Origin of the sequence: Streptomyces xiaopingdaonensis (assembly GCF_000262345.1) — a bacterium.
Classification (GTDB): Bacteria; Actinomycetota; Actinomycetes; order Streptomycetales; family Streptomycetaceae; genus Streptomyces; species Streptomyces xiaopingdaonensis.
Genome location: NZ_AJTQ01000292.1, coordinates 1 through 24,472, shown reverse-complemented (window position 1 = coordinate 24,472; position 24,472 = coordinate 1). Strand labels below are relative to the sequence as shown.

General features: G+C 71.3%; 23 protein-coding genes. 6 read left to right on the top strand and 17 right to left on the bottom strand.

The window, feature by feature from the left end:
* Positions 1–104: 104 nt before the first annotated feature.
* The 3 genes from UWG_RS34045 to UWG_RS0122975 all read left to right on the top strand — a co-directional run bounded on the left by UWG_RS34045 (position 105) and on the right by UWG_RS0122975 (position 2,930).
* Positions 105–1,496: an FAD-binding oxidoreductase gene (locus UWG_RS34045; protein WP_016909554.1), complete on the top strand. Its 1,392-nt coding sequence runs from the start codon at positions 105–107 to the stop codon at positions 1,494–1,496.
* 31 nt (positions 1,497–1,527) lie between these two features.
* A complete protein-coding gene (locus UWG_RS0122980; protein ID WP_237720241.1) occupies positions 1,528–2,316 on the top strand; it encodes an alpha/beta hydrolase in 789 nt (262 codons plus the stop codon).
* Positions 2,317–2,474: 158 nt separating this feature from the next.
* On the top strand, positions 2,475–2,930 hold the full coding sequence (locus UWG_RS0122975; protein WP_016909552.1) for an NUDIX domain-containing protein: 456 nt from the start codon (positions 2,475–2,477) through the stop codon (positions 2,928–2,930).
* A 423-nt stretch (positions 2,931–3,353) separates the two neighbouring features.
* Here UWG_RS0122975 and nuoN read toward each other — a convergent pair whose 3' ends face one another.
* The 15 genes from nuoN to UWG_RS33825 form a co-directional block, all read right to left on the bottom strand.
* The gene (gene nuoN / locus UWG_RS0122970; RefSeq protein ID WP_029391705.1) at positions 3,354–5,000 is read right to left on the bottom strand and encodes an NADH-quinone oxidoreductase subunit NuoN; all 1,647 of its coding nucleotides are present in this window, start codon (positions 4,998–5,000) and stop codon (positions 3,354–3,356) included.
* A 20-nt stretch (positions 5,001–5,020) separates the two neighbouring features.
* Entirely contained in the window at positions 5,021–6,676 is a 1,656-nt protein-coding gene (locus tag UWG_RS0122965) for an NADH-quinone oxidoreductase subunit M (protein WP_033196318.1), read from the bottom strand.
* Positions 6,677–8,572, bottom strand: coding sequence for an NADH-quinone oxidoreductase subunit L (gene nuoL / locus UWG_RS0122960; protein WP_029391704.1), 1,896 nt, complete (start codon positions 8,570–8,572; stop codon positions 6,677–6,679).
* 13 nt (positions 8,573–8,585) lie between these two features.
* The gene (nuoK, locus tag UWG_RS0122955) at positions 8,586–8,885 is read right to left on the bottom strand and encodes an NADH-quinone oxidoreductase subunit NuoK (RefSeq protein ID WP_016909548.1); all 300 of its coding nucleotides are present in this window, start codon (positions 8,883–8,885) and stop codon (positions 8,586–8,588) included.
* Positions 8,882–9,757, bottom strand: a complete 876-nt coding sequence (locus UWG_RS0122950) for an NADH-quinone oxidoreductase subunit J (protein WP_016909547.1) — start codon at positions 9,755–9,757, stop codon at positions 8,882–8,884. The genes nuoK and UWG_RS0122950 overlap by 4 nt, the downstream gene beginning before the upstream one ends.
* Positions 9,757–10,332 carry an NADH-quinone oxidoreductase subunit NuoI gene (nuoI, locus tag UWG_RS0122945; RefSeq protein WP_016909546.1) on the bottom strand — a complete coding sequence of 192 codons (576 nt, stop codon included), beginning with the start codon at positions 10,330–10,332 and terminating at the stop codon, positions 9,757–9,759. Before nuoI ends, UWG_RS0122950 begins: the two co-directional genes overlap by 1 nt.
* Positions 10,325–11,788: an NADH-quinone oxidoreductase subunit NuoH gene (gene nuoH, locus UWG_RS0122940; protein ID WP_016909545.1), complete on the bottom strand. Its 1,464-nt coding sequence runs from the start codon at positions 11,786–11,788 to the stop codon at positions 10,325–10,327. The genes nuoI and nuoH overlap by 8 nt, the downstream gene beginning before the upstream one ends.
* Positions 11,785–14,301, bottom strand: a complete 2,517-nt coding sequence (locus UWG_RS0122935; RefSeq protein ID WP_016909544.1) for an NADH-quinone oxidoreductase subunit G — start codon at positions 14,299–14,301, stop codon at positions 11,785–11,787. The genes nuoH and UWG_RS0122935 overlap by 4 nt, the downstream gene beginning before the upstream one ends.
* Positions 14,298–15,659, bottom strand: a complete 1,362-nt coding sequence (gene nuoF / locus UWG_RS0122930; RefSeq protein ID WP_016909543.1) for an NADH-quinone oxidoreductase subunit NuoF — start codon at positions 15,657–15,659, stop codon at positions 14,298–14,300. The genes UWG_RS0122935 and nuoF overlap by 4 nt, the downstream gene beginning before the upstream one ends.
* Positions 15,659–16,447 (bottom strand): NADH-quinone oxidoreductase subunit NuoE, encoded by a 789-nt coding sequence (gene nuoE / locus UWG_RS0122925; protein ID WP_016909542.1) that lies wholly within the window; start codon positions 16,445–16,447, stop codon positions 15,659–15,661. The genes nuoF and nuoE overlap by 1 nt, the downstream gene beginning before the upstream one ends.
* Positions 16,444–17,772 (bottom strand): NADH-quinone oxidoreductase subunit D, encoded by a 1,329-nt coding sequence (locus tag UWG_RS0122920; RefSeq protein ID WP_016909541.1) that lies wholly within the window; start codon positions 17,770–17,772, stop codon positions 16,444–16,446. Before UWG_RS0122920 ends, nuoE begins: the two co-directional genes overlap by 4 nt.
* A complete protein-coding gene (locus tag UWG_RS0122915; protein ID WP_016909540.1) occupies positions 17,772–18,524 on the bottom strand; it encodes an NADH-quinone oxidoreductase subunit C in 753 nt (250 codons plus the stop codon). Before UWG_RS0122915 ends, UWG_RS0122920 begins: the two co-directional genes overlap by 1 nt.
* Positions 18,521–19,075 (bottom strand): NuoB/complex I 20 kDa subunit family protein, encoded by a 555-nt coding sequence (locus tag UWG_RS0122910; RefSeq protein ID WP_016909539.1) that lies wholly within the window; start codon positions 19,073–19,075, stop codon positions 18,521–18,523. The genes UWG_RS0122915 and UWG_RS0122910 overlap by 4 nt, the downstream gene beginning before the upstream one ends.
* Before the next feature lie 104 nt (positions 19,076–19,179).
* Positions 19,180–19,539 (bottom strand): NADH-quinone oxidoreductase subunit A, encoded by a 360-nt coding sequence (locus UWG_RS0122905; RefSeq protein WP_016909538.1) that lies wholly within the window; start codon positions 19,537–19,539, stop codon positions 19,180–19,182.
* 601 nt (positions 19,540–20,140) lie between these two features.
* Positions 20,141–20,359 (bottom strand): hypothetical protein, encoded by a 219-nt coding sequence (locus UWG_RS33825; RefSeq protein WP_016909537.1) that lies wholly within the window; start codon positions 20,357–20,359, stop codon positions 20,141–20,143.
* Between the two features lie 257 nt (positions 20,360–20,616).
* Here UWG_RS33825 and UWG_RS0122895 point away from each other — a divergent pair, with 257 nt between their 5' ends.
* Together UWG_RS0122895 and UWG_RS0122890 are read left to right on the top strand one after the other, a co-directional pair.
* A complete protein-coding gene (locus UWG_RS0122895; RefSeq protein ID WP_016909536.1) occupies positions 20,617–20,829 on the top strand; it encodes a hypothetical protein in 213 nt (70 codons plus the stop codon).
* Positions 20,830–20,986: 157 nt separating this feature from the next.
* Positions 20,987–21,625, top strand: a complete 639-nt coding sequence (locus UWG_RS0122890) for a class I SAM-dependent methyltransferase (protein WP_237720239.1) — start codon at positions 20,987–20,989, stop codon at positions 21,623–21,625.
* Between the two features lie 82 nt (positions 21,626–21,707).
* On the opposite strand, the gene UWG_RS0122885 is transcribed toward UWG_RS0122890, so the two are convergent.
* Positions 21,708–21,899 (bottom strand): hypothetical protein, encoded by a 192-nt coding sequence (locus UWG_RS0122885; protein ID WP_016909534.1) that lies wholly within the window; start codon positions 21,897–21,899, stop codon positions 21,708–21,710.
* A 502-nt stretch (positions 21,900–22,401) separates the two neighbouring features.
* Between UWG_RS0122885 and UWG_RS0122880 the strand changes: the two genes are divergently transcribed.
* The gene (locus tag UWG_RS0122880) at positions 22,402–23,241 is read left to right on the top strand and encodes a C40 family peptidase (protein WP_029391700.1); all 840 of its coding nucleotides are present in this window, start codon (positions 22,402–22,404) and stop codon (positions 23,239–23,241) included.
* Between the two features lie 333 nt (positions 23,242–23,574).
* Here the strand turns inward: UWG_RS0122880 and UWG_RS0122875 are convergent.
* A partial coding sequence (locus tag UWG_RS0122875) for a geranylgeranyl reductase family protein (protein WP_016909532.1) occupies positions 23,575–24,472 on the bottom strand: 898 nt, incomplete at its 5' end.

The following is a 24,472-nucleotide window of genomic DNA, read 5'->3' as shown; positions in this document are numbered from 1 at the left end:
ACACTCGCCAGTGTAATCCTGTAGCGTGCACCGCCTTGCGACAAGTGGACTCAACTCGGCGCCGCCGCCTGCAAGTTCGCGGACGCCCCGGTACGGGAGTGAGCATGCTCGATGCAGTGGGCCCTGTCCTGCGGCCCGAGGACGCGGGCTACGACGCCGAGCGCCTCGGCTTCAACCTCGCGCTCGACGACCGCCCCGCCGTCGTCGTCGGCGCCGAGGAGTGGCGGGACGTCGCGGCGGCCGTGCGGTACGCGGCCGGGTCGGGGCTCGGCGTCGGCGTCCTCGCCACCGGGCACGGCGTCTCGGTGCGCACGGACGGCCAACTCCTCGTCGCCACACGGCGGATGCGCCGCGTCGAAGTCGACGCCTCGCGGCGCGTCGCGCGCGTCGAACCGGGGGCGCGCTGGCAGGACGTCGTCGAGGCGGCGGCGGAGCACGGCCTCGCGCCGCCGAGCGGTTCCAACCCGGGTGTGGGCGCCGTCGGTTACACCCTCGGCGGCGGCATCGGCCTCCTCGGCCGCCGCTACGGGTACGCCGCCGAGCACGCCCGCTCCTTCGACCTCGTCACCGCCGACGGGCACCGGCAGACCGTCGACGCCGACCACGAGCCCGACCTCTTCTGGGCCCTCCGCGGCGGCAAGGGCAACTTCGGCGTCGTCACCTCGATGGAGATCGGCCTCCTCCCCGTCTCCCGACTCCACGGCGGGGGCCTCTACTTCGGCGCCGACGACGCCGAGCGTGCCCTCCACGCCTACCTGCGCTGGGTGCGCGACGTCCCCGAGGAGATGACCTCCTCGATCCAGCTCATGCACCACCCCGACCTGCCCCAGATACCCGAGGAGCTCCGCGGCCGGTACATCGCACACGTGCGGATCGCCCACTGCGGAGCACCCGACGAGGGAGAGGAGTACACCGCCGCGCTCCGCGGGGCGGCCGCACCGCTCCTCGACACCGTCCGGACGATGCCGTACACCGAGGCCGGCTCCATACACCACGAGCCCCCGGACCCCATGCCCACCTTCGACCGCAACTCGGCGCTCACCGACCTCACCGACGCCACCGCCGACGCGCTCCTCGCCCACTGCGGCCCCCGCAGCGAGGCTCCGTACGTCGTCGAACTGCGCCACCACGGCGGCGCCTACGCACGGCCCGACGAGGACGGCATCCCCGTCACCGGCAGGGACGCGGCCTTCCTGCTCTTCACGACGTCCCTGCTGGAGCCCGGCGACTACCGGCAGGCACGCGCCGAGCACGACCGCCTCCACGAGGCCGCGGCCCCCTGGGCGACGCACCGCACCTTCGTCAACTTCCTCGGCGTCGACGACGCCCCGCACACACGCGTCGCCACCGCCTACGAGCCCGACGCCTACGCCCGGCTCCGCGCCCTGAAGGCCGCCTACGACCCGACCAACCTCTTCCGCGTCAACTACAACATCCCGCCGGAGGAGCAGCCCGACCGTCCGGACCGGGCCCCCGCGGAGCCGCACCCGCATTGACGGGCACCGCACCCTCCCGCAGCATGCCCGTATGGCCCCAGGAGCGGTGCGCGCGCCCGTCCCGCGGTGGGCCGCGCTCCCGCTCGCCGTACTGCTCCTCGCCGGGTGCGCCTCCCAGGACGGCGAGGAGCCGGGCCGCTCGACGGCCCCCGGCCACACCGCTCGCGAGTACGGCTGCTTCAACCCGGACGAGGTCCCGCACACCACGCTGCCCGTCCCGCTCGCCGACGGGCAGGAGACGGGCGGTCTCCTCGTCGGCGACGCCCGCGCCGGAGCCACCGGCGTCCTCCTCTCCCACCAGGACGGCGGCACCGTCTGCGAATGGCGCGAACAGGCCCTGAAGCTCGCCCGGGACGGGTACCTCGTCCTCGCCCTGGAAGCCGTCGAGGACCGCCTGGAGGACGACGTCTCCGGACCCGACGTCGCCGCCGTCGAGGCCGGCGTCGGCACCCTGCGCCGGAAGGGCGCCCGCACCGTCTTCCTCATGGGCGCCTCCCGCGGCGCCGCGGCCTCCCTGCAGGCCGCCCCCGACCTCGACCCACCCGTCGCAGGCGTCGTCGCGCTCTCCTCCCCCGACAGCTACCGCGGCCTCGAACCCCTCGACGCCGTACCGGAGTTGCGCACCCCCGTCCTCTACCTCGTCTCCCCCGACGACCTCGGCTTCGACGAGCAGACCGAACGCCTCTACCGGGCGAGCACGGCGGCCGAGGAGCGGGACCTCGTGGTGAGGGGGCTGGGGCACGGGGCGACGTTGCTGGAGTCGGGGGGAGGCATGTGGGGGCGGGTGGTGCGGTTCCTGGAGCGGCACGGGGAGGGGTGAACGGCGGGTCGACGCCGGTGCGGAGCCTTGCGCCCGGCGAGTGCCTGCGCCGCGGAAGGCGGCACCGCGGCCCGGCTACGCTGACCGTCGGGCACTCCCGCCGCGTGCAGGACCGATGCGGCACCCGACGCCGCCAACCACCGCGAGGTACACGCACAGTGCACGCACCCGTCGACGCCGCCCTCCTGGCCTCCCTTCTCCACGCCGCCGACGCCGAGAACATCGCCAGACACGTCGTCGGCGCCGTCCTCACCGACGCCGAAGGGAAGGTCCTGCTGCTCCGCCGCGCCGACGGCGACCACTTCGGCGGCCTGTGGGAACTCCCCTCCGGGGCCGTCGAGTCGGGCGAGACCCTCGTCGACGCCCTGCACCGGGAAGTCGCCGAGGAGACCGGCCTCACGGTCACGGCGATCGGCGCCTACCTCGGGCACTTCGACTACCTCTCCAAGAGCGGCAGGCAGACCCGCCAGTTCACCTTCGCCGCCACCCACACGCGCGACACGGTCCAGCTCACGGAGCACGACGCATACCTGTGGGCCGACCGAGCGGAACAGGCCCGGGTGTCCGGTTCCGTACGGTCGGTGCTGGCCACTTGGCGAGAGCGGGCCGTGTAAGGCTCGGCCCACGTGGGCGCTTTCCCACCCCCCGGCGATCCGCCGTCACCTCCCGGCGCCGTTCGTGCGCCGACACGCTTTCGGTGAAGGGCAACCGCGGGCCGCCGTCCGGGCCAGGGCCCGTGCGGGGGCGCCGAGGGCTTGGGCGACACCCCGCATCGGCTCCTCGACCGCCTGCACACTCTCCGCGGCACGCAGCGCCGGGGGACGCGGGAGGAGGGACGGGGCGAACTGCCGCCCGACCGGCGCGTGATCGAGCCACACCGGCACGTGGAGAGAGGCGAGCAGGCCCGGTGTCGGCGGCCGGATGAGCGAGTGCGTCGCCGCTGGCGTTCCTGCGCCGTCGCTCCTCGCGGGTGAACACGGACGGAGAGCACAAAAAACCGCCCGGCCCCCCGAAAGAGGCCGGGCGATAGAAGACCCTCAGCGCACGAACACCCCCGCACTCCCCGCGAGGTCCAGGAAGTACTGCGGCGCCACGCCCAGAACCACCGTCACCGCAACTCCCACCGCGATGGCGGTGGAGGTCAGCGCGCTCGGCACCGCGACGCTCGGCCCGTCCGCCTTCGGCTCGCTGAAGAACATCAGCACGATCACGCGGAGGTAGAAGAACGCGGCGATCGCCGAGGAGGCGACACCGACCACGACGAGCGCGCCGGCCCCGCTCTCCGCCGCCGCCTTGAAGACGGCGAACTTCCCGCTGAACCCGGAGGTGAGCGGGATGCCGGCGAAGGCGAGCAGGAAGAGCGCAAAGACCGCGGCGAGGAGCGGCGAACGCCGGCCGAGACCCGCCCACTTGGAGAGGTGGGTCGCCTCCCCTCCGGCGTCCCGGACCAGGGTGACGACGGCGAAGGCGCCGAGCGTCACGAAGGAGTAGGCCCCCAGGTAGAAGAGGACCGACGAGACGCCCTCCTCGGAGAGCGCGACGACGCCGGCGAGGAGGAAGCCGGCGTGCGCGATCGAGGAGTAGGCGAGGAGCCGCTTGATGTCGGTCTGCGTGATGGCGACGATCGCACCCGCGACCATCGTGACGATCGCGACGCCCCACAGCACGGGACGCCAGTCCCAGGCGAGGCCCGGCAGGACGACGTAGAGCAGCCGCAGCAGCGCGCCGAAGGCGGCGACCTTCGTCGCCGCGGCCATGAACCCGGTGACGGGGGTGGGGGCGCCCTGGTAGACGTCGGGCGTCCACATGTGGAAGGGGACGGCGCCGACCTTGAAGAGCAGCCCCATCAGCACCAGGGCGCCGCCGATGAGCAGCAGCGCGTCGTTCCCCGTCGTCTGGGCGAGGACCGGGTCGGTGGTGGCGTCGGCGCCGGAGACGACGCGGGCGATGCCGGAGTAGGTGACGGTGCCCGCGTAGCCGTAGAGCAGCGCGATGCCGAAGAGGAGGAACGCCGAGGAGAAGGCACCGAGGAGGAAGTACTTCACCGCCGCCTCCTGCGAGAGGAGCCTGCGGCGGCGTGCCAGCGCGCAGAGCAGGTACAGCGGCAGCGAGAAGACCTCCAGCGCGATGAAGAGCAGCAGCAGGTCGTTGGCGGCGGGGAAGAGGAGCATGCCGCCGATGGCGAAGAGCAGGAGGGGGAAGACCTCGGTCGTCGTCCAGCCGGCCTTCGTCGCCTCCTTCTCCCCCTCGCCGCCCGGCACGGAGGCGGGCTGCGCGGCGAAGGAGTCGACACGGGAGCCGTGCGCGGCGGGCTCCAGCTTCCGCTCCGCGAAGACGAGCACCGCCACGACACCGGTGAGCAGGATGACGCCCTGCATGAAGAGCGTCGGCCCGTCGACGGCGAGCGCACCCACGCCCACGAGCTGCGCCTTGGTCCCGGCGGCCCCGCCCGCGGCGAGCGCGATCACGGCGGCGAACGCCGCGACGAGGCCGAGCGCGGAGACGAACACCTGCGCCGTGTAACGGGCCTTGCGCGGCAGGAACGCCTCCAGCAGAACCCCCAGCGCGGCGACGCCGAGCACGATCAGCACGGGCGAGAGCTTGCCGTACTCGATGCTCGGGGCCTCGAGTTTCTCCGCTGAGAGCGTCCACAGGTTGGGGACTGCGCCGGAGGGCGCGTGCATCGAGCTGATCGCCACCGCGCTCACTCGTGCTCACCTCCACGGTGGTCGGTCTTGTCGGTGGACGCCCCGCCGTGCTCGGCCACCGGATGGTCCGGGCGCGGATCGTTCTTCTGCACGTCGGAGAGGGAGTGCTCGACGGCCGGGTTGACGACCGCGGTGAGCGGCTTCGGGTAGACGCCGAGGACGACCAGCAGCGCGATCAGCGGTGCGACGACGGCGAGTTCACGCACCTTCAGGTCGGGGATCGCCTTCACCTCGGCCTTGACGAGCGGGCCCGTCATCGTCCGCTGGTAGAGCAGCAGGACGTAGAGCGCGGCGAGGATGATGCCGGCCGTGGCGACGATCCCGGCCGCCGGGTAGCGGCTGAACGTCCCGACGAGGACGAGGAACTCGCTGACGAACGGGGCGAGTCCGGGCAGCGAGAGGGTGGCGAGCCCGCCGACGAGGAAGGTCCCCGCGAGGACGGGTGCGACCTTCTGCACCCCGCCGTAGTCGGCGATGAGGCGGCTGCCCCGCCGGGAGATGAGGAACCCGGCGACGAGCATCAGCGCCGCGGTGGAGATGCCGTGGAAGACCATGTACAGCGTGGCGCCGCCCTGGCCCTGGCTCGTCATCGCGAAGACGCCGAGGATGATGAAGCCGAAGTGCGAGATCGACGCGTAGGCGATGAGCCGCTTGATGTCCCGCTGGCCGACGGCGAGGAGCGCCCCGTAGAGGATGCTCACCAGAGCGAGGACGAGCACCACGGGGGTCGCCCACTCGCTGGCGCCGGGGAAGAGGCCGAGGCAGAACCGCAGCATCGCGAAGGTGCCGACCTTGTCGACGACGGCCGTGATGAGCACGGCGACGGGCGCGGTCGCCTCGCCCATCGCGTTGGGCAGCCAGGTGTGCAGCGGCCACAGCGGCGCCTTGATGGCGAAGGCGACGAAGAAGCCGAGGAAGAGCAGGCGTTCGGTGTTGGTCGCCATCGTCAGCTCGCCGTCGGCGCGGGCCTGGGTGAGCTGCTGGAGCGAGAAGGTGCCCTCGCCGAGCTGGTCGGCGCTGACGACGTAGAGGCCGATCAGCGCGGCGAGCATGAGGAGCCCGCCCGCGAGGTTGTAGAGGAGGAACTTGACGGCCGCGTAGGAGCGTTGCTTGGCGCCCTCGTCCTCGCCCGCGGCGTGCGCGCGGTCCCCGAAGCCCCCGATGAGGAAGTACATCGGGATGAGCATCGCTTCGAAGAAGAGGTAGAAGAGGAAGACGTCGGTGGCGGCGAAGGAGATCACCACCATCGCCTCGACCGCGAGGATCAGCGCGAAGAACCCCTGCGTGGGGCGCCAGCGCCGGCCCGTCTCCTGGGCGCCCTCGGCCGGCTCCGCGTCGTGCCAGCCGGCGCCGATGACGAAGGGGACGAGGAGCGCGGTGAGGGCGATCAGTACGGCGCCGATGCCGTCGACGCCGAGCTCGTAGCGGACGCCGAAGTCGGCGATCCACGAGTGGGACTCGGTGAGTTGGTACCGGCCGCCGCCCGGGTCGAACCGGGCGAGGACGACGGCGGCGAGGACGAGGGTGGCGAGCGAGAAGAGCAGCGCCAGCCACTTCGCCGCCGTGCGCTTCGCCGCCGGCGTCGCGGCCGTGGCGATCGCGCCGACCGCCGGCACGACGGCGGTCGTGGTGAGCAAGGGGAAAGTTGACATCTAGACCGCCCTCATCAGCAGGGTGGCGGCGACCAGCACCGCCGCACCGCCGAACATCGATACCGCGTAGGAGCGGGCGAACCCGTTCTGGAGCCGCCGCAGCCGCCCAGAGAGGCCGCCGAACCCGGCGGCCACCCCGTTGACCGCGCCGTCGACGACCTTGCCGTCGAGGTAGACGAGGCTGCGGGTGAGGTGCTCGCCGCCGCGCACGAGGACGACGTGGTTGAAGTCGTCCTGGAGCAGGTCGCGTCGGGCCGCCCTGGTGAGCAGCGAGCCGCGCGGCGCCTCGGCCGGCACGGGCCGCCTGCCGTACTGGAGCCAGGCCGCGCCGACGCCGAGGACGAGCGCGACGATCGTCGCGGCCGTCACCGCGCCCGCGCTCACCGGCGAGTGGCCGTGCTCCAGGCTCACCACCGGCTCCAGCCAGTGCACGAAGGAGTCGTTGAGCTTGAAGAGGCCGCCGGCGAAGACCGAGCCGAAGGCGAGGACCACCATCGGGATCGTCATCGTCTTCGGGGACTCGTGCGGGTGCGGCATGTTCCCCTCGGCGTCCGGCTTCCACCGCTTCTCGCCGAAGAAGGTCATCAGCATCACGCGCGTCATGTAGTACGCGGTGATGGCGGCGCCGAGCAGAGTGACGGCGCCGAGGATCCAGCCCTGGGTGCCGCCCTTGGCGAACGCCGCCTCGATGATCTGGTCCTTGGAGAAGAACCCGGAGAGGTAGGGGAACCCGATGATGGCGAGGTAGCCGAGGCCGAAGGTGACGAAGGTGACCGGCATGTACTTCCGCAGGCCGCCGTAGCGGCGCATGTCCACCTCGTCGTTCATGCCGTGCATCACCGAGCCGGCGCCGAGGAAGAGGCCCGCCTTGAAGAAGCCGTGCGTCACGAGGTGCATGATGGCGAACGCGTAGCCGATCGGCCCGAGTCCGGCGGCGAGGATCATGTACCCGATCTGCGACATCGTCGAGCCGGCGAGGGCCTTCTTGATGTCGTCCTTCGCGCAACCGACGAGCGCCCCGAAGAGGAGCGTCACCGCGCCGACGACGACCACGACCGTCTGCGCGTCGGGCGCCGCGTTGAAGAGCGCGCCGGAGCGGGTGATGAGGTAGACGCCCGCGGTGACCATCGTGGCGGCGTGGATGAGCGCGGAGACCGGAGTCGGGCCCTCCATCGCGTCGCCGAGCCAGGACTGGAGCGGCACCTGGGCCGACTTGCCGCACGCGGCGAGGAGCAGCATCAGCCCGATCGCCGTCAGCGTGCCCTGGCCCGCCTCCCCTGCCGCCTCGGCGACGGGCGCGATGGCGAAGCTGCCGAAGGTGGTGAACATCAGGAAGATGGCGATCGCAAGACCGGCGTCGCCGACGCGGTTGACGAGGAACGCCTTCTTCGCCGCCGCTGCCGCCGTCGGCTTGTGCTGCCAGAACCCGATGAGCAGGTAGGAGGCGAGGCCGACGCCCTCCCAACCGACGTAGAGCAGGAGGTAGTTGTCGGCGAGGACGAGCAGCAGCATCGCCGCGAGGAAGAGGTTGAGGTAGCCGAAGAACCTCCGGCGGCGCTCGTCGTGCTCCATGTAGCCGACCGAGTAGAGGTGGATGAGAGTTCCCACCCCGGTGATCAGCAGCACGAACACCATGGAGAGCTGGTCGAGTTGGAAGGCGACGTCCGCCTGGAACCCCTCGACGGGCACCCAGCTGAAGAGGTGCGAGTGCAGGGTGCGGTCGCCGGTGCTCCGGCCGAGGAGCTCGGCGAAGAGCACGGCGCCCAGCACGAAGGAGACCGCGGCGAGCGCCGAGGCCAGCCAGTGCCCGACGCGGTCGAGGCGCCGCCCGCCGACGAGCAGTACCGCCGCGCCCAACAGGGGGGCGCCGACGAGCAGTCCGATCAATGACTCCACTGGTACGTACCCCTTACAGCTTCATCAGGCTGGCGTCGTCGACGGAGGCCGAGTGGCGGGCGCGGTAGAGCATCACGATGATCGCCAGGCCGACGACCACCTCCGCCGCGGCGACGACCATCACGAAGAACGCCATGATCTGGCCGTCGAGGTTGCCGTGCATCCGCGAGAAGGCGACGAGCGCCAGGTTGGACGCGTTGAGCATCAGCTCGATGCACATGAACACCACGATGGCGTTGCGCCGGATCAGGACCCCGGCTGCGCCGATGGTGAAGAGCAGCGCGGCGAGGTAGACGTAGTTGATCGGGCTCACTTGGGCGCCTCCTGCTCGTCGAGGTTCGAACCCCCGTGTCCCTCCGGCAGGTTGCCTTGGGTCCGGGGCCGCTCCTCCCGCGAGCGGCCGTGGTGGTCTGCGGTGCGCTGCTCCAGCGCCGCCAGCGAGGCCAGCGCCTCCGGGCCCACCTCGCGGATCTGCCCGCGCTGCCGCAGCGTCGGGTTGACGCTGAGCTCCGCGGGGGTGCCGTCGGGCAGCAGCGCCGGGCGGTCGACGGCGTTGTGCCGTGCGTAGACGCCGGGTGCGGGCAGCGGCGGGAGCTGCACGCCTCCGCGCACCCGCTCCTCGGCCTGCTCCCGCTGGGTCTTGGTGCGCTCGATCCGCTCCCGGTGGGAGAGGAGCGTCGCGCCGACGGCGGCGACCGTCAGCAGCGCGCCGACGACCTCGAAGGCGACGACGTAGCGGGTGAAGAGGAGCGTCGCGATCGCGGGGACGTTGCCGCCCGCGTTGGCCTCGGAGAGCCCGGTGAACCCGCCGACGGAGATCTGTCCGATCCCCGCGACGAGCAGGATGCCGAGCCCGAGGCCGCAGCAGGCGGCGAGGAGCCGCTGGCCCTTGAGCGTCTCCTTGAGGGAGTCGGCCGCGCTGACGCCGACGAGCATCAGCACGAAGAGGAAGAGCATCATCACGGCGCCCGTGTAGACGACGATCTGGACGATGCCGAGGAAGTAGGCGCCGTTGGCGAGGTAGAACAACGCCAGGACGATCATGGTGCCGGCGAGGCAGAGCGCCGCGTGGACCGCACGGCGCAGCAGCACGGTGCACAGGCCGCCGATCACCGCGACCGTGCCGAGCACCCAGAACTGCACCGCCTCGCCCGTGGAGGTCGCCGTCTCGGCGAGCAGCTGCATCACGACCGCCCTTCGGCGTCGCCCGCGGGCTCCGCCCCCTTGGAGTACGCCACCTGCTGCTCGGTGCCGGGCGCCGCCTCGGTGACGAGGCCGCGGTAGTAGTCCTTCTCCGTCATGCCCGGGTAGATGGCGTGCGGCGAGTCGACCATCTCCTCGGTGAGGCCCGTGAGGAGCTCCTCCTTGGTGTAGATGAGCGACTCGCGGGAGGAGTCGGCGAGTTCGTACTCGTTGGTCATGGTGAGCGCCCGGGTGGGGCACGCCTCGACGCAGAGCCCGCACAGGATGCAGCGCAGGTAGTTGATCTGGTAGACGCGGCCGTACCGCTCACCCGGCGAGTACCGCTCCTCTTCGGTGTTGTCCGCGCCTTCGACGTAGATGGCGTCGGCGGGACAGGCCCAGGCGCACAGCTCGCAGCCGATGCACTTCTCCAGGCCGTCGGGGTGCCGGTTGAGCTGGTGCCTGCCGTGGAAGCGGGGCGCCGTCTGCTTCTTGTACTCCGGGTACTGCTCGGTGAGCCGCTTCTTGAACATGCCCCTGAAGGTCACGCCGAAGCCGGCCACGGGGTTCTCAGGCACCGTCGCTCCCCCTTTCGTCGCTCGTCTTTCCTTCTGCGGGCGCTTCTTCGGCTTCGCCGTCCGACGGCTCCTCGCCGCCGACGCGGACCGGCTCGCGGTCCCTGTCGGCGCGCGACGGCCTGCGCGGGACCGGTGGCAACTGCTGCCCTGGCAGCGGTGGTACGGGGAAGCCGCCGGCCATCGGGTCGAAGGGTTCCTCCGACGCGCGTCCCGCCTCGTCGGCTTCCTTCGCCCGCTCGCCGCGCTCCCTGAAGGTGTCGACGACGAACGTGATCAGCAGGAGCACCAGGGCGGTGCCGGCGACCCAGTAGACGACCTCGCTGTACTCCCAGCCCTCGTTGCGCATCGCGCGCACCCCGGCGACGAGCATCAGCCAGACCAGCGCGATCGGGATGAGGACCTTCCAACCGAGCTTCATGAACTGGTCGTAGCGGGTGCGCGGGAGCGAGCCGCGAATCCAGATGAAGAAGAAGAGGAGCACCGCGACCTTGGCCGTGAACCAGAGCATCGGCCACCAGCCGTGGTTGGCGCCCTCCCAGACCGTCGAGATCGGCGCCGGAGCCCGCCAGCCGCCGAGGAAGAGAGTGACCGCCAACGCCGAGACGGTGACCATGTGGATGTACTCGGTGAGCATGAAGAAGGCGAACTTGATCGAGGAGTACTCGGTCTGGAACCCCGCGACGAGGTCGCCCTCGGACTCCGGCATGTCGAACGGCGCACGGTGCGCCTCACCGACCATCGAGACGAGGTAGATGAGGAACGACACCGGCAGCAGCCACGCGAACCAGCCGTCCGCCTGCGAACCGACGATCGTCGACGTCGACATGGAACCGGAGTGCAGGAAGACGGCGGCGAAGCTCAGCCCCATCGCGATCTCGTAGGAGATGATCTGCGCCGTCGCGCGGACCCCGCCGAGGAGCGGGTACGTCGACCCCGACGACCACCCGGCGAGCACCACGCCGTACGCGGCGATCGACGAGGTGGCGAGGATGAAGAGGATCGCCACGGGCAGGTCGGTGAGCTGAAGTGCCGTGCGGGTGCCGAAGATCGAGACCTCGTTGCCCGGCGGCCCGAAGGGGATCACCGCGATCGCCATGAAGGCCGGGATCGCGCCGAGGATCGGCGCGAGGATGTAGACGGCCTTGTCCGAGCCCTTGACGACGACGTCTTCCTTGAGCATCAGCTTGATGGCGTCGGCGAGCGACTGGAGCATGCCCCAGGGCCCGGCCCTGTTGGGTCCGACGCGCAACTGCATCCAGCCGACGATCTTCCGCTCCATGACGATGGAGAGGATCACCGTCACCATCAGGAAGGCGAAGCAGAAGACCGCCTTCAGCAGGACCAGCCAGAACGGGTCGTTGCCGAACATCGAGAGGTCCTCGGCCGCGAGCAGCGACGCGTCCGACGGGGCGACCGGGGGCAGGCCGACCGACGGCACCTGTGCGAGGGCGTTCACGCGCCCACCTCCTCGTGCCCGGCGGCCGCGCCGCGCTGGGACGGTACGCCGAGCGTGACGAGCTCGCCCGGCCGTGCTCCGGTGTCCGAACCGACGCCGCCGCCCGTGGAGTTGAGCGGCAGCCAGACCACCCGGTCCGGCATCCGCGTCACCTGAAGCGGCAGCCTGACCTCGCCGGCGGGCCCCGAGACGGCGAGCTCCTCGCCGTCGGCGACGCCGGCCTCGGCCGCCGTCGCCGCGGAGAGCCGGGCGACCGCGCGGTGCCGGGTGGCGGCGAGGGCCTCGTCGCCCTCCTGGAGGCGGCCGCGGTCGAGGAGCAGCCGGTGCCCCGAGAGGACCGCCTCACCAGCGCCGGGCTGCGGCAGCCCCCTGCCGCCCTTCTCCCGCGGCACCTCGGCCGTGCCGGACTGCGGGCGGCTGCCGAGGCGGTCCAACTCGGCGCGGGAGGTGGCCACGTCGGGGAGCCCGAGGTGGACGTCGAGCGCGTCCGCGAGCATGTGGAGGACGCGGCCGTCGGGCTGGGCATGGCGCCTCGTCACCTGGTCGGGCTTGATCGCGGCCTCGAACATCCGGGCCCTGCCCTCCCAGTTGAGGAAGGTGCCGGCCTTCTCCGCAACGGCCGAGACCGGCAGCACCACGTCGGCGAGCGCCGTCACCTCGCCGGGCCGCAGCTCCAGGCTGACGACGAAGCCCGCCTTGCCGAGCGCCTCCCTCGCCCGCGCGGGCTCGGGCAGGTCCTCCAGGCCGACCCCGCCGACCACGAGCGCCCCCAACTCCCCCTCGGCGGCGGCCCGCAGGATCTCCTCCGCCGACCTGCCGGGCCGCTCGGGGAGCTGCGCCACGCCCCACTCGCGCGCGACCTCGGCGCGCGCGGCGGCGTCGACGACCCGGCGCCCGCCGGGCAGCAGCGCGGGGAAGGCACCGGCCTCCAGCGCGCCCCGCTCGCCGGCGCGGCGCGGAATCCAGACGAGCCGGGCGCCGATGGCCGCGGACGCGCGGACGGCCGCCGTCAGCCCGCCGGGCACGGCGGCGAGCCGCTCGCCGACCGCCAGCACCGAACCCTCGGTGCGGAGCGCGGCTGCGGCTTCCTCGCCGAGCGCGTCGAGGCCGACGCCGCCGGCGAGCGCGTCGAGCCACTCCGTCTCGGTGCCGGGCGCGGCCGGCAGCAGCGTGCCGCCGGCCTTCTCCAGGCCGCGGGTGGCGAACGGCGCGAGCGCGAAGGTGCGTTGACCGTGCTTGCGGTGCGCCTTGCGCAGCCGCAGGAAGACGCCTGGCGCCTCCTCCTCCGCCTCGAGACCGGCGAGGAGGACGGCGGGCGCCTGCTCCAGCGCGGTGTAGGTGACGCCCGCGCCGTCGAGGTCGACGCCGCGCCCCGCGACGCGGGCCGCGAGGAACGCCGTCTCCTCGGCCGAGTGCGCGCGGGCGCGGAAGTCGACGTCGTTGGTGCCGAGCGCCACGCGGGCGAACTTCGCGTACGCGTAGGAGTCCTCGACCGTGAGCCGGCCGCCCGTGAGGACGCCCGTGCTCCCGGCCGAGGCGAGCCCGGCAGCGGCGGCGGCGAGCGCCTCCGGCCAGCTCGCGCGGGCGAGTTCGCCGTCCTCGCCGCGGACCAGCGGGTGGTCGAGGCGGTCCGTCTGCTGGGCGTAGCGGAAGCCGAAGCGGCCCTTGTCGCAGAGCCATTCCTCGTTCACCTCGGAGTCGGCGGCGGCGAGGCGGCGCATCACCTTGCCGCGCCGGTGGTCGGTGCGCGTCGCGCAGCCGCCGGCGCAGTGCTCGCAGACCGAGGGCGAGGAGACGAGGTCGAACGGGCGGGAGCGGAACCGGTACGCCTTGGAGGTGAGGGCGCCCACCGGGCAGATCTGGATGGTGTTCCCCGAGAAGTACGACTCGAGGGGCTCGTCCTCGCCCGTGCCGACCTGCTGGAGGGCGCCGCGCTCCAGCAGCTCGATCATCGGGTCGCCGGCGATCTGCTGGGAGAAGCGGGTGCAGCGGGCGCAGAGCACGCACCGCTCACGGTCGAGGAGGACCTGCGGCGAGATCGGCACCGGCTTGGCGAAGGTCCGCTTCTGCCCCTCGAACCGGGACTCGGCGCTCCCCGTCGACATGGCCTGGTTCTGGAGCGGGCACTCCCCGCCCTTGTCGCAGACCGGGCAGTCGAGCGGGTGGTTGATGAGGAGCAGCTCCATCACGCCGCGCTGCGCCTTCTCCGCGACGGGCGAGGAGAGCTGCGTCGAGACGACCATGCCGTCCGTGCACTGGATCGTGCACGAGGCCATCGGCTTGCGCTGGCCCTCCACCTCGACGATGCACTGGCGGCAGGCGCCCGCCGGGTCGAGGAGCGGATGGTCGCAGAAGCGGGGGATCTCGATGCCGAGCTGCTCGGCGGCGCGGATCACCAACGTGCCCTTGGGCACGGAGATTTCGGCGCCGTCGATGGTCAGGGTGACCAGATCCTCCGGCGGCGGTTCCGGCTGCCCGCCCCCCGTGGAGGCAGGCGCGGTGGGCGCGGTCACGCGTTCACCTCCAGGTGGGCGGAGCCCGGCCGGTCGGCCCAGGCGGTGGAGTGCGCGGGGTCGAAGGGGCAGCCTCCGCCCGTCACGTGCTGCTCGTACTCCTCGCGGAAGAACTTCATCGAGGAGAAGATCGGCGCGGCGGCGCCGTCGCCGAGGGCGCAGAAGGACTTGCCGTTGACGTTGTCGGCGATGTCCTCGATCTTCGCGAGGTCGTCCCTGGACGCCTTGCCCGCCTCGACGTCGCGGAGCAACTGGACGAGCCAGTAAGTCCCTTCGCGGCAGGGCGTGCACTTGCCGCAGGACTCGTGCGCGTAGAACTCGGTCCACCGCGTGACGGCGCGCACCACGCAGGTGGTCTCGTCGAAGCACTGGAGCGCCTTGGTGCCGAGCATCGAGCCGGCGGCGCCGACGCCCTCGTAGTCGAGGGGGGTGTCGAGGTGCTCGTCGGTGAGCATCGGGGTGGAGGAGCCGCCGGGGGTCCAGAACTTCAGCCGGTGCCCCGGGCGCATCCCGCCCGTGGCGTCGAGGAGTTGACGCATGGTGATGCCGAGCGGCGCCTCGTACTGGCCCGGGCGGGCGACGTGCCCGCTGAGGGAGTAGAGGGTGAAGCCGGGGGACTTCTCGCTCCCCATCGAGCGGAACCACTCCTTGCCCCGCTCGATCAGCGCGGGAACCGAGGCGATCGACTCGACGTTGTTCACCACTGTGGGGCATGCGTACAGACCGGCGACGGCGGGGAAGGGCGGGCGCAGCCTGGGCTGGCCCCTGCGGCCTTCGAGCGAGTCGAGGAGCGCCGTCTCCTCCCCGCAGATGTACGCGCCGGCGCCCGCGTGCACCGTCAGCTCCAGGTCGCGGCCGGGGCCGAGCGCGTCCTTGCCGAGGTACCCCTCCTGGTACGCCTCGCGCACCGCCTCGTGGAGCCGGCGAAGCACGGGCACGGCCTCGCCCCTGAGGTAGATGAATGCATGGGAGGAGCGGATCGCGTGGCAGGCGATGACGATGCCCTCGACGAGCGAGTGCGGGTTGGCGAAGAGCAGCGGGATGTCCTTGCAGGTGCCCGGCTCCGACTCGTCGGCGTTGACGACGAGGTAGTGCGGCTTGTCGTCGCCCTGCGGGATGAACTGCCACTTCATGCCCGTCGGGAAGCCGGCGCCGCCGCGGCCGCGCAGGCCCGCGTCCTTGACGTAGGCGATGAGGTCGTCCGGGTCCATCTCCAGGGCCTTGCGGACGGCGGAGTAGCCGCCGTGCCTGCGGTAGGTGGCCATGGTCCAGGGCTCGGCCTCGTCCCAGAAGGCCGAGAGCACCGGCGAGAGCAGCCCCGACGGGCTGGTCTCGTCGACTTGGGTCTCCACCGACATCACTCCCCCTCCTCTGCGTCGCGCGGGGCGACCACCCGCTCACCGGCCGGCGGCGCCTCGCCCTTGGCGAGCCGCAGCCCGGCGAGCGAGGCGTGCCCGGCACCGCCCGACGCCTCCACCGCGCCCTCCCGGGTGTCGGGGAAGCCGGCGAGGATGCGGGCGGTCTCCTTGAAGGTGCACAGCGGGGCGCCCCTCGTCGGCTCGACGCGGCTCCCGGCGCGGAGTTCGTCGACGAGTTCGGTCGCCGAGTCGGGGGTCTGGTTGTCGAAGAACTCCCAGTTGACCATCACGACCGGCGCGTAGTCGCACGCCGCGTTGCACTCGATGTGCTCCAGCGTGACCTTGCCGTCCTCCGTCGTCTCGCTGTTGCCGACGCCGAGGTGCTCCTGGAGCCGCTCGAAGATGGCGTCGCCGCCGAGGACCGCGCAGAGGGTGTTGGTGCAGACGCCGACCTGGTAATCGCCCGACGGCTTGCGGCGGTACATGGTGTAGAAGGTGGCGACCGCGTTCACCTCGGCCGTGGTGAGCCCGAGCGTCTCGGCGCAGAACCGCTGCCCCGTGCGCGTCACATGGCCCTCCTCGGACTGCACGAGGTGGAGCAGCGGCAGCAGCGCGGAGCGGCTGTCCGGGTAGCGCGCGACGATCTCTTTCGCGTCGGCGGTGAGGCGCTCGCGCACCTCGGGCGGGTAGTCGGGCGGAGGCATCTTCGGGATGCCGAGGATCGGCGGCTCCGGGCTGGGAGCCGCCCCGGCCCCCTCCCGTGCGGTCTCCTTGCTCGCGTCCGTCATCGGTCGACGCCTCCCATGACCGGGTCGACGGAGGCGACCGCCACGATGACGTCGGCGACCATGCCGCCCTCGCACATCGCGGCCACGGCCTCCAGGTTGGTGAACGACGGGTCGCGGAAGTGCACCCGGTAGGGACGGGTGCCGCCGTCGCTGACGACGTGTGCGCCCAGCTCGCCCTTGGGCGACTCGACCGCCGCGTACGCCTGGCCCGGTGGGACCCTGAACCCCTCGGTGACCAGCTTGAAATGGTGAATGAGCGCCTCCATGGAGGTGCCCATGATGTTCTTGATGTGGTCGAGCGAGTTGCCCAGGCCGTCGGGACCGAGGGCGAGTTGGGCCGGCCAGGCGATCTTCTTGTCGCCGACCATCACGGGGCCCGGCTCCAGGCGGTCGACGCACTGCTCGATGATGCGCAGGGACTCGCGCATCTCCTCGAGGCGCAGCAGGAAGCGCCCGTAGGAGTCGGCGGTGTCGGTCGTCGGGACCTCGAAGTCGTAGTTCTCGTAGCCGCAGTACGGCTGCGCCTTGCGCAGGTCGTGCGGGAGGCCGGCCGAGCGGAGGACGGGTCCTGTGATGCCGAGGGCCATGCAGCCGGAGAGGTCGAGGTGGCCGATGTCCTTCAGGCGGGCCTTGAAGACGGGGTTGCCCGAGCAGAGCTTGTCGTACTCGACGAGGTTCTTCCGCATCTTCTTGACGAACTCGCGGACGGCGTCGACCGACCCGGCCGGCAGGTCCTGCGAGAGGCCGCCGGGGCGGATGTAGGCGCTGTTCATCCGCAGCCCGGTGATCAACTCGTAGAGGTCGAGGCAGAGTTCGCGGTCCCGGAAGCCGAAGATCATCACCGTGGTGGCGCCGAGTTCCATGCCGCCCGTGGCGATGGCGACCAGGTGCGAGGAGAGCCGGTTGAGCTCCATCATCAGTACGCGGATGACGTTGGCGCGGTCGGGGACGTCGTCCTCGATGCCGAGGAGCCGCTCGACGGCGAGGCAGTAGGCCGCCTCATTGAAGAACGGCGTGAGGTAGTCCATCCGCGTCACGAAGGTCGTGCCCTGGGTCCAGGTGCGGTATTCGAGGTTCTTCTCGATACCGGTGTGGAGGTACCCGATGCCGCACCGCGCCTCGGTGACGGTCTCGCCGTCGATCTCCAGGATCAGCCGCAACACCCCGTGTGTGGACGGGTGTTGGGGACCCATGTTGACGATGATGCGCTCGTCGTCGTTCTTGGCGATCTCCTCGGCGATACGGTCCCAGTCACCGCCCGTGACGTCGTAGACCGGGCCCTCGGTCGTCTCGCGGATTCCCGCCGTGGCTTGGGTGTTGGACATCAGCTGTACGACCTCCGCTGGTCGGGAGCCGGGATCTGGGCGCCCTTGTACTCGACGGGGATGCCGCCGAGCGGGTAGTCCTTGCGCTGCGGGAAGCCCTGCCAGTCGTCCGGCATCATGATCCGGGTGAGTGCCGGGTGGCCGTCGAAGAGCAGGCCGAAGAAGTCGTAGACCTCCCGCTCGTGCCAGTCGTTGGTGGGGTACACGTCGACGATCGAGGGGACGTGCGGATCGGCGTCGGGCGCGCTCACCTCCAGCCGGATCAGGCGGTTGTGGGTGAGCGACCGCAGGTGGTAGACGGCGTGCAGCTCGCGGCCCGCGTCCCCGGGGAAGTGCACCCCGCTCACGCCGGTGCACAGCTCGAAGCGGAGCGCCGGGTCGTCCCTGAGCGTCCGCGCCACGGCCGGCAGGTGCGTGCGGGCGATGTGGAAGGTGACTTCGCCGCGGTCGACGACGGTCTTCTCGATCACCTCGGCCGGTGCGAGCCCCTGCTCCTCCAGGGCGCCCTCCAACTCGTCGGCCACCTCGTCGAACTCGCCGTGCCCCGTGCGCCCTCGCGGACCGCCGTAGGGGCGCTCGCTCGGCCCCGGCAGGCGGACGGTGCGTACGAGGCCGCCGTAACCGGTGGTGTCCCCGCCGTTGTTGGCGCCGAACATGCCGCGGCGGACGGCGATCGCCTCGCCCGCCTCGTCCCGCCGGGCCGGCTCCTCGGCGGGGGCGTCCTCCCGCGGCTCGCCGCTCGCCGCGCTCATCGCAGCAGCCCCTTCATCTCGATCGTCGGCAGCGCGTTGCGTGCGGCCTCCTCGGCCTCGCGCGCCGCCTCCTGCTGGTTCACGCCGAGCTTGCCGCCCTGAATCTTCTGGTGGAGCTTGAGGATCGCGTCCATCAGCATCTCCGGCCGGGGCGGGCAGCCGGGGAGGTAGATGTCGACGGGGACGACGTGGTCGACGCCCTGGACGATGGCGTAGTTGTTGAACATCCCGCCCGAGGAGGCGCAGACGCCCATGGAGATGACCCACTTGGGGTTCGGCATCTGGTCGTAGACCTGCCGCAGCACCGGCGCCATCTTCTGGCTCACCCGTCCCGCGACGATCATGAGGTCGGCCTGCCGCGGGGAGCCGCGGAAGACCTCCATGCCGAACCGCGCCAGGTCGTAGCGGCCCGCACCGGTCGTCATCATCTCGATGGCGCAGCAGGCGAGCCCGAAGGTCGCCGGGAACATCGACGACTTGCGCGCCCACCCGGCCAACTGCTCGACGGTGCCGAGCAGGAAGCCGCTCGGAAGTTTCTCTTCGAGTCCCATTCAGATCGCCCCTCTCGCCGGTGCCGCCGGTGCCGCGGCTCGCGTCGGTTCCGGATGCGGCGCCGAGGCCGGCGGCCCCGCGACCCTCGGCGCCCGTTCTGCCCCTAGTCCCATTCCAGGCCGCCCCGGCGCCAGTCGTAGGCGTAGGCGATGCCGATGAGGGCGACGAAGACCAGCATCTCCGCGAGCCCGAACATCCCGAGCGAGTCGAAGTGGACGGCCCACGGATAGAGGAAGACGATCTCGATGTCGAAGATGATGAAGAGCATCGCCGTGAGGTAGTACTTCACCGGGAAGCGCCCGCCGCCCTCCGGCTGCGGCGTCGGCTCGATCCCGCACTCGTACGCCTCCAACTTGGCGCGGTTGTACCGCTTCGGCCCGACGAGCGCGGCCACCGCCACGGAGCCGACCGCGAAAAGCGTTCCGAGCGCTCCCAGTACAAGGATTGGCGTATAGGCGTTCACCGCTCCCCGCTCCTTCCCTTCGACCGCTGAGCACGTCCGCGCATAGAAGATCGCTCCTATGTGAGGCAGTTCACAAGCCCTCTTCGCAGGCATCCTAAGCCCGGTGCTCTGTGATCTGCGACACGGGGTACGCCAATGCCTTTGTGATCTCCACCACCTGACGCGTTCTCAGTTCAGCAACCACTTAACGATCTTCATACGCAAAGACCGTGGATGATCACCTGCGGTGATCATCCACGGTGCATACGGCCGCGCAAAGCCCGTTTGCTTAGCAGCAGTTGTCGGCATAGGCAAATTCGCGCTGGACAACAGAGGATGGTAAGTGGCCGCTACACCGGAGCCTTCGATCACTGCACACCCGGGCGACCCCCCGCCCGGAAGAGCGCACTTTCGTGCACTCGTGAACGTCAACACAAGGTGGTGCGGGGGGAATTGACGCTTGAAAGGGGGAACCCGAGTAAACGTGCGATGACGCCGCTCGGCTGTGGGTCGGCCCGGGCAGCGGGACGGTGGGCCCCCGCCCCGCTGTCCTGACGGTGCAGCGGGGCGGGCGCTGCCCGCTCGGACCCGGGACAAGGAGGCACCGGGCCCGAGCGGAGTCTCAGCGGCCGACGGCTCGGCGGGAGACCGCCAGACGTTCGGCAGGCCGGAGAAGGCGAAGGCGGCCGTCGTCGAGGTGCAGGACACGCCCCCGGCCGCTGCTGCCGGGCGAGTAGAGGTCGACGACGGTGACCCAACGTCCGCCGTGCTGGACGCGGTCTCCGCACCGCAGGTCGAACGGGCCCGGCCCACCCGGGAGTTCGTACCAACCTGTGCGCAAGGCCGGCGATTTCGACGGCGTCTGACCCTGGCATCCGAAGCCCCTGACACGGGTAAGTCCTGGCCGTGCCAGGGGCTTCCTGGTGCCAACTTCAGCTCGGGACTTACGCAGTGCCACCGCCGTGAGGATCGATCGCCGCAGGCAACGCGCGGACCCGCTCCCGCAGATCGGCGACGACCGAAGCGGAGGCCGTGGCGAGCACGGCATCCAGTGCGGTCAGGCGTTGCCGGGACGTCGAGCGCAGCCGGGCGGGCGGGATGCGGTCGAGGACATCCGTCGCGCGGGCGGCGGCAGCCCCAGGGGTCGGTGAGGGCTTCGGCGCGGGCGAGGGTGAGCGCGTCAAGCACGACGGCTCGGTGGAGCGCACGGCGCGCATCCTCCACGCCAACGGGTTCGCAGTGGACTGGCCGCTGTGGGAGCACGACTACGGCAAGTGCGGTCCCTGCCATCCGGGGGCGAACTGCCACTGATCCGCTGAACCGGGGGAAACACGGCCCGGACGTGAGCGGTCACGTCCGGGTCATTTCATGCCAACGCGGCCTGGCGCAGGTGTGGTTGGGGCTACATTCCGGCTCGCCACCGACCCACCGGGGAGTCACCATGCAGCCCGCCGCCGACCGTCTTCCGATGTCCCTGCCCGAGTACTGGGACAAGTACCAGCCCGGCCGCGTCGAACGCCCCGCCGCCGACCTGTTCCAGTGGTCCCAGTTCCCCGGCCACGGGCCCGGTCCTGAACTCCTCGGTTCCCCGGCGAGCGTCCTGGAGCTCGGCTGTGGGCCCGCCGCCGAGGCCGCCTATCTCGCACGGCGAGGGACGCGGGTCACCGCGCTGGACTTCTCGCCCGTTCAGATCGCACGGGCCCGCAACTGGTGGGTCGACCTGCCCGGGCTCGCACTCGTCGAGGCCGACGCGTGTGCATGGCTCGACCACGGCGAGGAGACGTTCGATGCGGCGTTCTCCTGTTGGGGTGCGGCCTGGTTCGTCGACCCCGAGGAGCTGCTGCCGCGGGTGTGCCGCCGCCTCGTCGACGGCGGCCGGTTCGTCGTGGCGCACGCCGCGCCCGGTGACGTCCACGGTCCTCAACTCATGCGCGGCAAGTGGCTGGAGGGCCGCGACTCGGAGCTTCGGATCCACCGCTACCAGTACCCGCCCGAGGCGTGGGAGGGCATGCTGAAGCGCGCCGGATTCACCCACGTCTCCGCGCGAGTCCTGCCGCCTCCCGGCAATCGCGAAGTGGGGACGCTGATCGCCACAGCCCGTCGATAGCCACTGTGCGGACCGTTCACGCACAGGGCTACGGAGCCGGCGCTTCAGCTCACGGTGCCGTGGCACCGGACCGCAAGCCCCCTCAGCCCCGCTCCCCCTTCGGCCCCCTCCCGCGTTCGTTCCGCGGCCCGGACGGGCGCCAGTGCGGGTCCTTCTCGAGGTCCTGCTTGGCTTCCTCGTTCGCCTCCTGCCCGGAGGCGCCCGACTCGTCCTTCGCCTCCTTGCGGCGGCGGGACCGCTGGATGTCGTAGCTCTTGCTGCCGGGTTCGGGCATGGGGATCACCTCAGCCCCCGGGTTCCCCCGGCGCGGAGGCCAAACCTCCGGGCCGCGTCCGGCCTTCACGCGGTGCCCGCCGTCCCTTCACGGAACCGTCGGACGAGCAATCCACCCCGGAGACGCATAGAGGGAGGCGAACCGGGCAGGCGGAGCGCAGACGGAGGCGATCGAGCGCACCTTGATGCCCCGGTAACCGCGAGTTGGCACCAGTTGCCCTTTTCGGGGGAAGAGTTCGGATGTGCGCTGTGACCTCAGCCACCGAGATTCACGTCAGCCACTGCCACCTTTGCGTGCCCCACGAGACCCGTGGTAGTCGATCGGTACGACTCCGGCATTGCGGGCAACTACGTGGTCACAGCGGCGTAGTTGGGCAATGATCACGGTTCCGCTGGCGCGCCGAACGGTCTCCGAGAGGCCCCAACTGGCCGTGTACGCGTCGGGTGTGGCGCATTCCACCTTTCTTGAGCACCGGGATTCACGCCTGCTAGGCATTGCAGCCATGTCCCCGAAAGCTCAGATCCCCAGCCACCGGAAGCCCCGCGAGAGGAAGATGCCGAAGGCACTCCGCGCGGGCATGACGGGTGGCGTCATGGGCACCATCGCCCTCACCGCGGCAGCCGCCCCGGCCGTCGCGGACGGCGAGTCGCAGGCAGGCGGCGCCGGCAAGGCGTCGGAGACCGTCGAGATGCCCGCCCTCACCGGCGAGCTGGCGAGCTCCACCCAGCAGGCCGTCGACTCGATGGAGACCTCTGCCGAGCGGTACGAACTCCAGGCCGCCCAGGAGAAGGCAGCCGCTGCGGCCCACAAGGAAGCCAAGGAGACGAAGCAGAAGGCCGAGGCGAAGAAGCGCGCCGAGGCGGCGAAGAAGGCCGAGGCGCGCGAGCGCGCCGAACAGGCCCGCGCGGACCGCGGTTCGGAGCGGACCACGCTCGGCTCCGCCACCGACTCGGGACAGTCCACGTCCCCCTCGACCGAGACCGGCAGCGGCTCCGCCGCCGAGGTCCTCAGCTTCCTGCGCGCCCAGGTCGGCAAGGCGTACGTCGCCGGCGGGACAGGTCCCTCCTCCTACGACTGCTCCGGGCTCACCTCGGCCGCGTTCAAGCAGGTCGGCATCGACCTCCCGCGGATGTCCCAGCAGCAGTCGTCGACCGGCACCCAGGTCTCCGTCGACTCCGCGCAGCCGGGCGACATCCTCTACTGGGGCGGCTCGGGCAGCGCGTACCACGTCGCCGTCTACGTGGGCGACGGCAAGTTCATCGGCGCCCAGAACTCCTCGACAGGCGTCGTCGAGCGCGACCTCAGCTACGACCAGCCGACCGGCGCGGTCCGCGTCCTCTGACCGAACCGCCCGCCCGAACTCCGGCCCCCCGCCACGCTCATGCCCCCGAGAGCGTGCCGGGGGCCGGCTGCTCTCCGCGCCCGCAAGCGCGCTGAAGCCGCCCAGCGGCCGATACGGACGCTGTCCATGACGTCGCACGCCCGCGAGGCGGGCCCACAGCGCGCAATGCAGGCCCACAGCGCGAACAGCCCGCATGCGCCCCGCAGTCGCCCACACGCACGACGCGCGCCCACGACACGCGCCTCCGCCCGCGCGGCAGCACCCGCACGCCGGGAGCGCGCACCGGCCGAACGCCCCCGCGCCCGAACTCGGCGTCCGCGCGGGGCCGATGGCTCACGCCCTGGGCGCGACCTTCGTCAGGCCGTTGATGATCCGGTCCATCGCGTCCCCGCCCCTGGGGTCCGTGAGGTTGGCGAGGAGCTTCAGGGTGAAGCGCATCAGCAGCGGGTGGGAGAGTCCGCGCTCGGTGGCGAGCTTCATGACCTTCGGGTTGCCGATCAGCTTCACGAAGGCGCGGCCGATGTTGTAGTACCCGCCGTAGGTCTCCTTGAGGATCTTCGGGTAGGAGCGCAGGGCGAGTTCGCGCTGCGAGGCGGTGCTGCGCCCGTGCGCCTGCACGATCGTCTCGGCGGCGATGGCGCCCGACTCCAGCGCGTACGCGATCCCCTCGCCGTTGAACGGGTTGACGAGCCCACCCGCGTCGCCGACGAGCAGCAGACCGCGCGTGTAGTGCGGCTGCCGGTTGAAGGCCATGGGGAGCGCGGCGCCGCGGATCGCGCCCGTCATGTTCTCCGGGGTGTAGCCCCACTCCTCCGGCATCGAGGCGCACCACGCCTTGAGGATCTCCCGCCAGTCCAACTCCCCGAACGCCGACGAGGTGTTGAGGATGCCGAGCCCGACGTTGCTGGTGCCGTCGCCCATCCCGAAGACCCAGCCGTAGCCGGGCAGGAGCTTGTCCTGCGCGCCGCGGCGGTCCCAGAGCTCCAGCCAGGACTCGAGGTAGTCGTCGTCGTGCCGGGGCGAGTTGAAGTACGTGCGCACCGCGACGCCCATGGGGCGGTCCTCCCTGCGATGCAGTCCCATCTTCAGCGAGAGCCGCGTGGAGTTGCCGTCGGCCGCGACGACGAGCGGCGCGTGGAAGGTCACCGGGGTCGTGTCCTTGCTGCGCACCCCGGGGCCGCCCAACTTGGCGTGCACACCGGTGATTCGGCCCGTGCGCGGGTCGAGGATC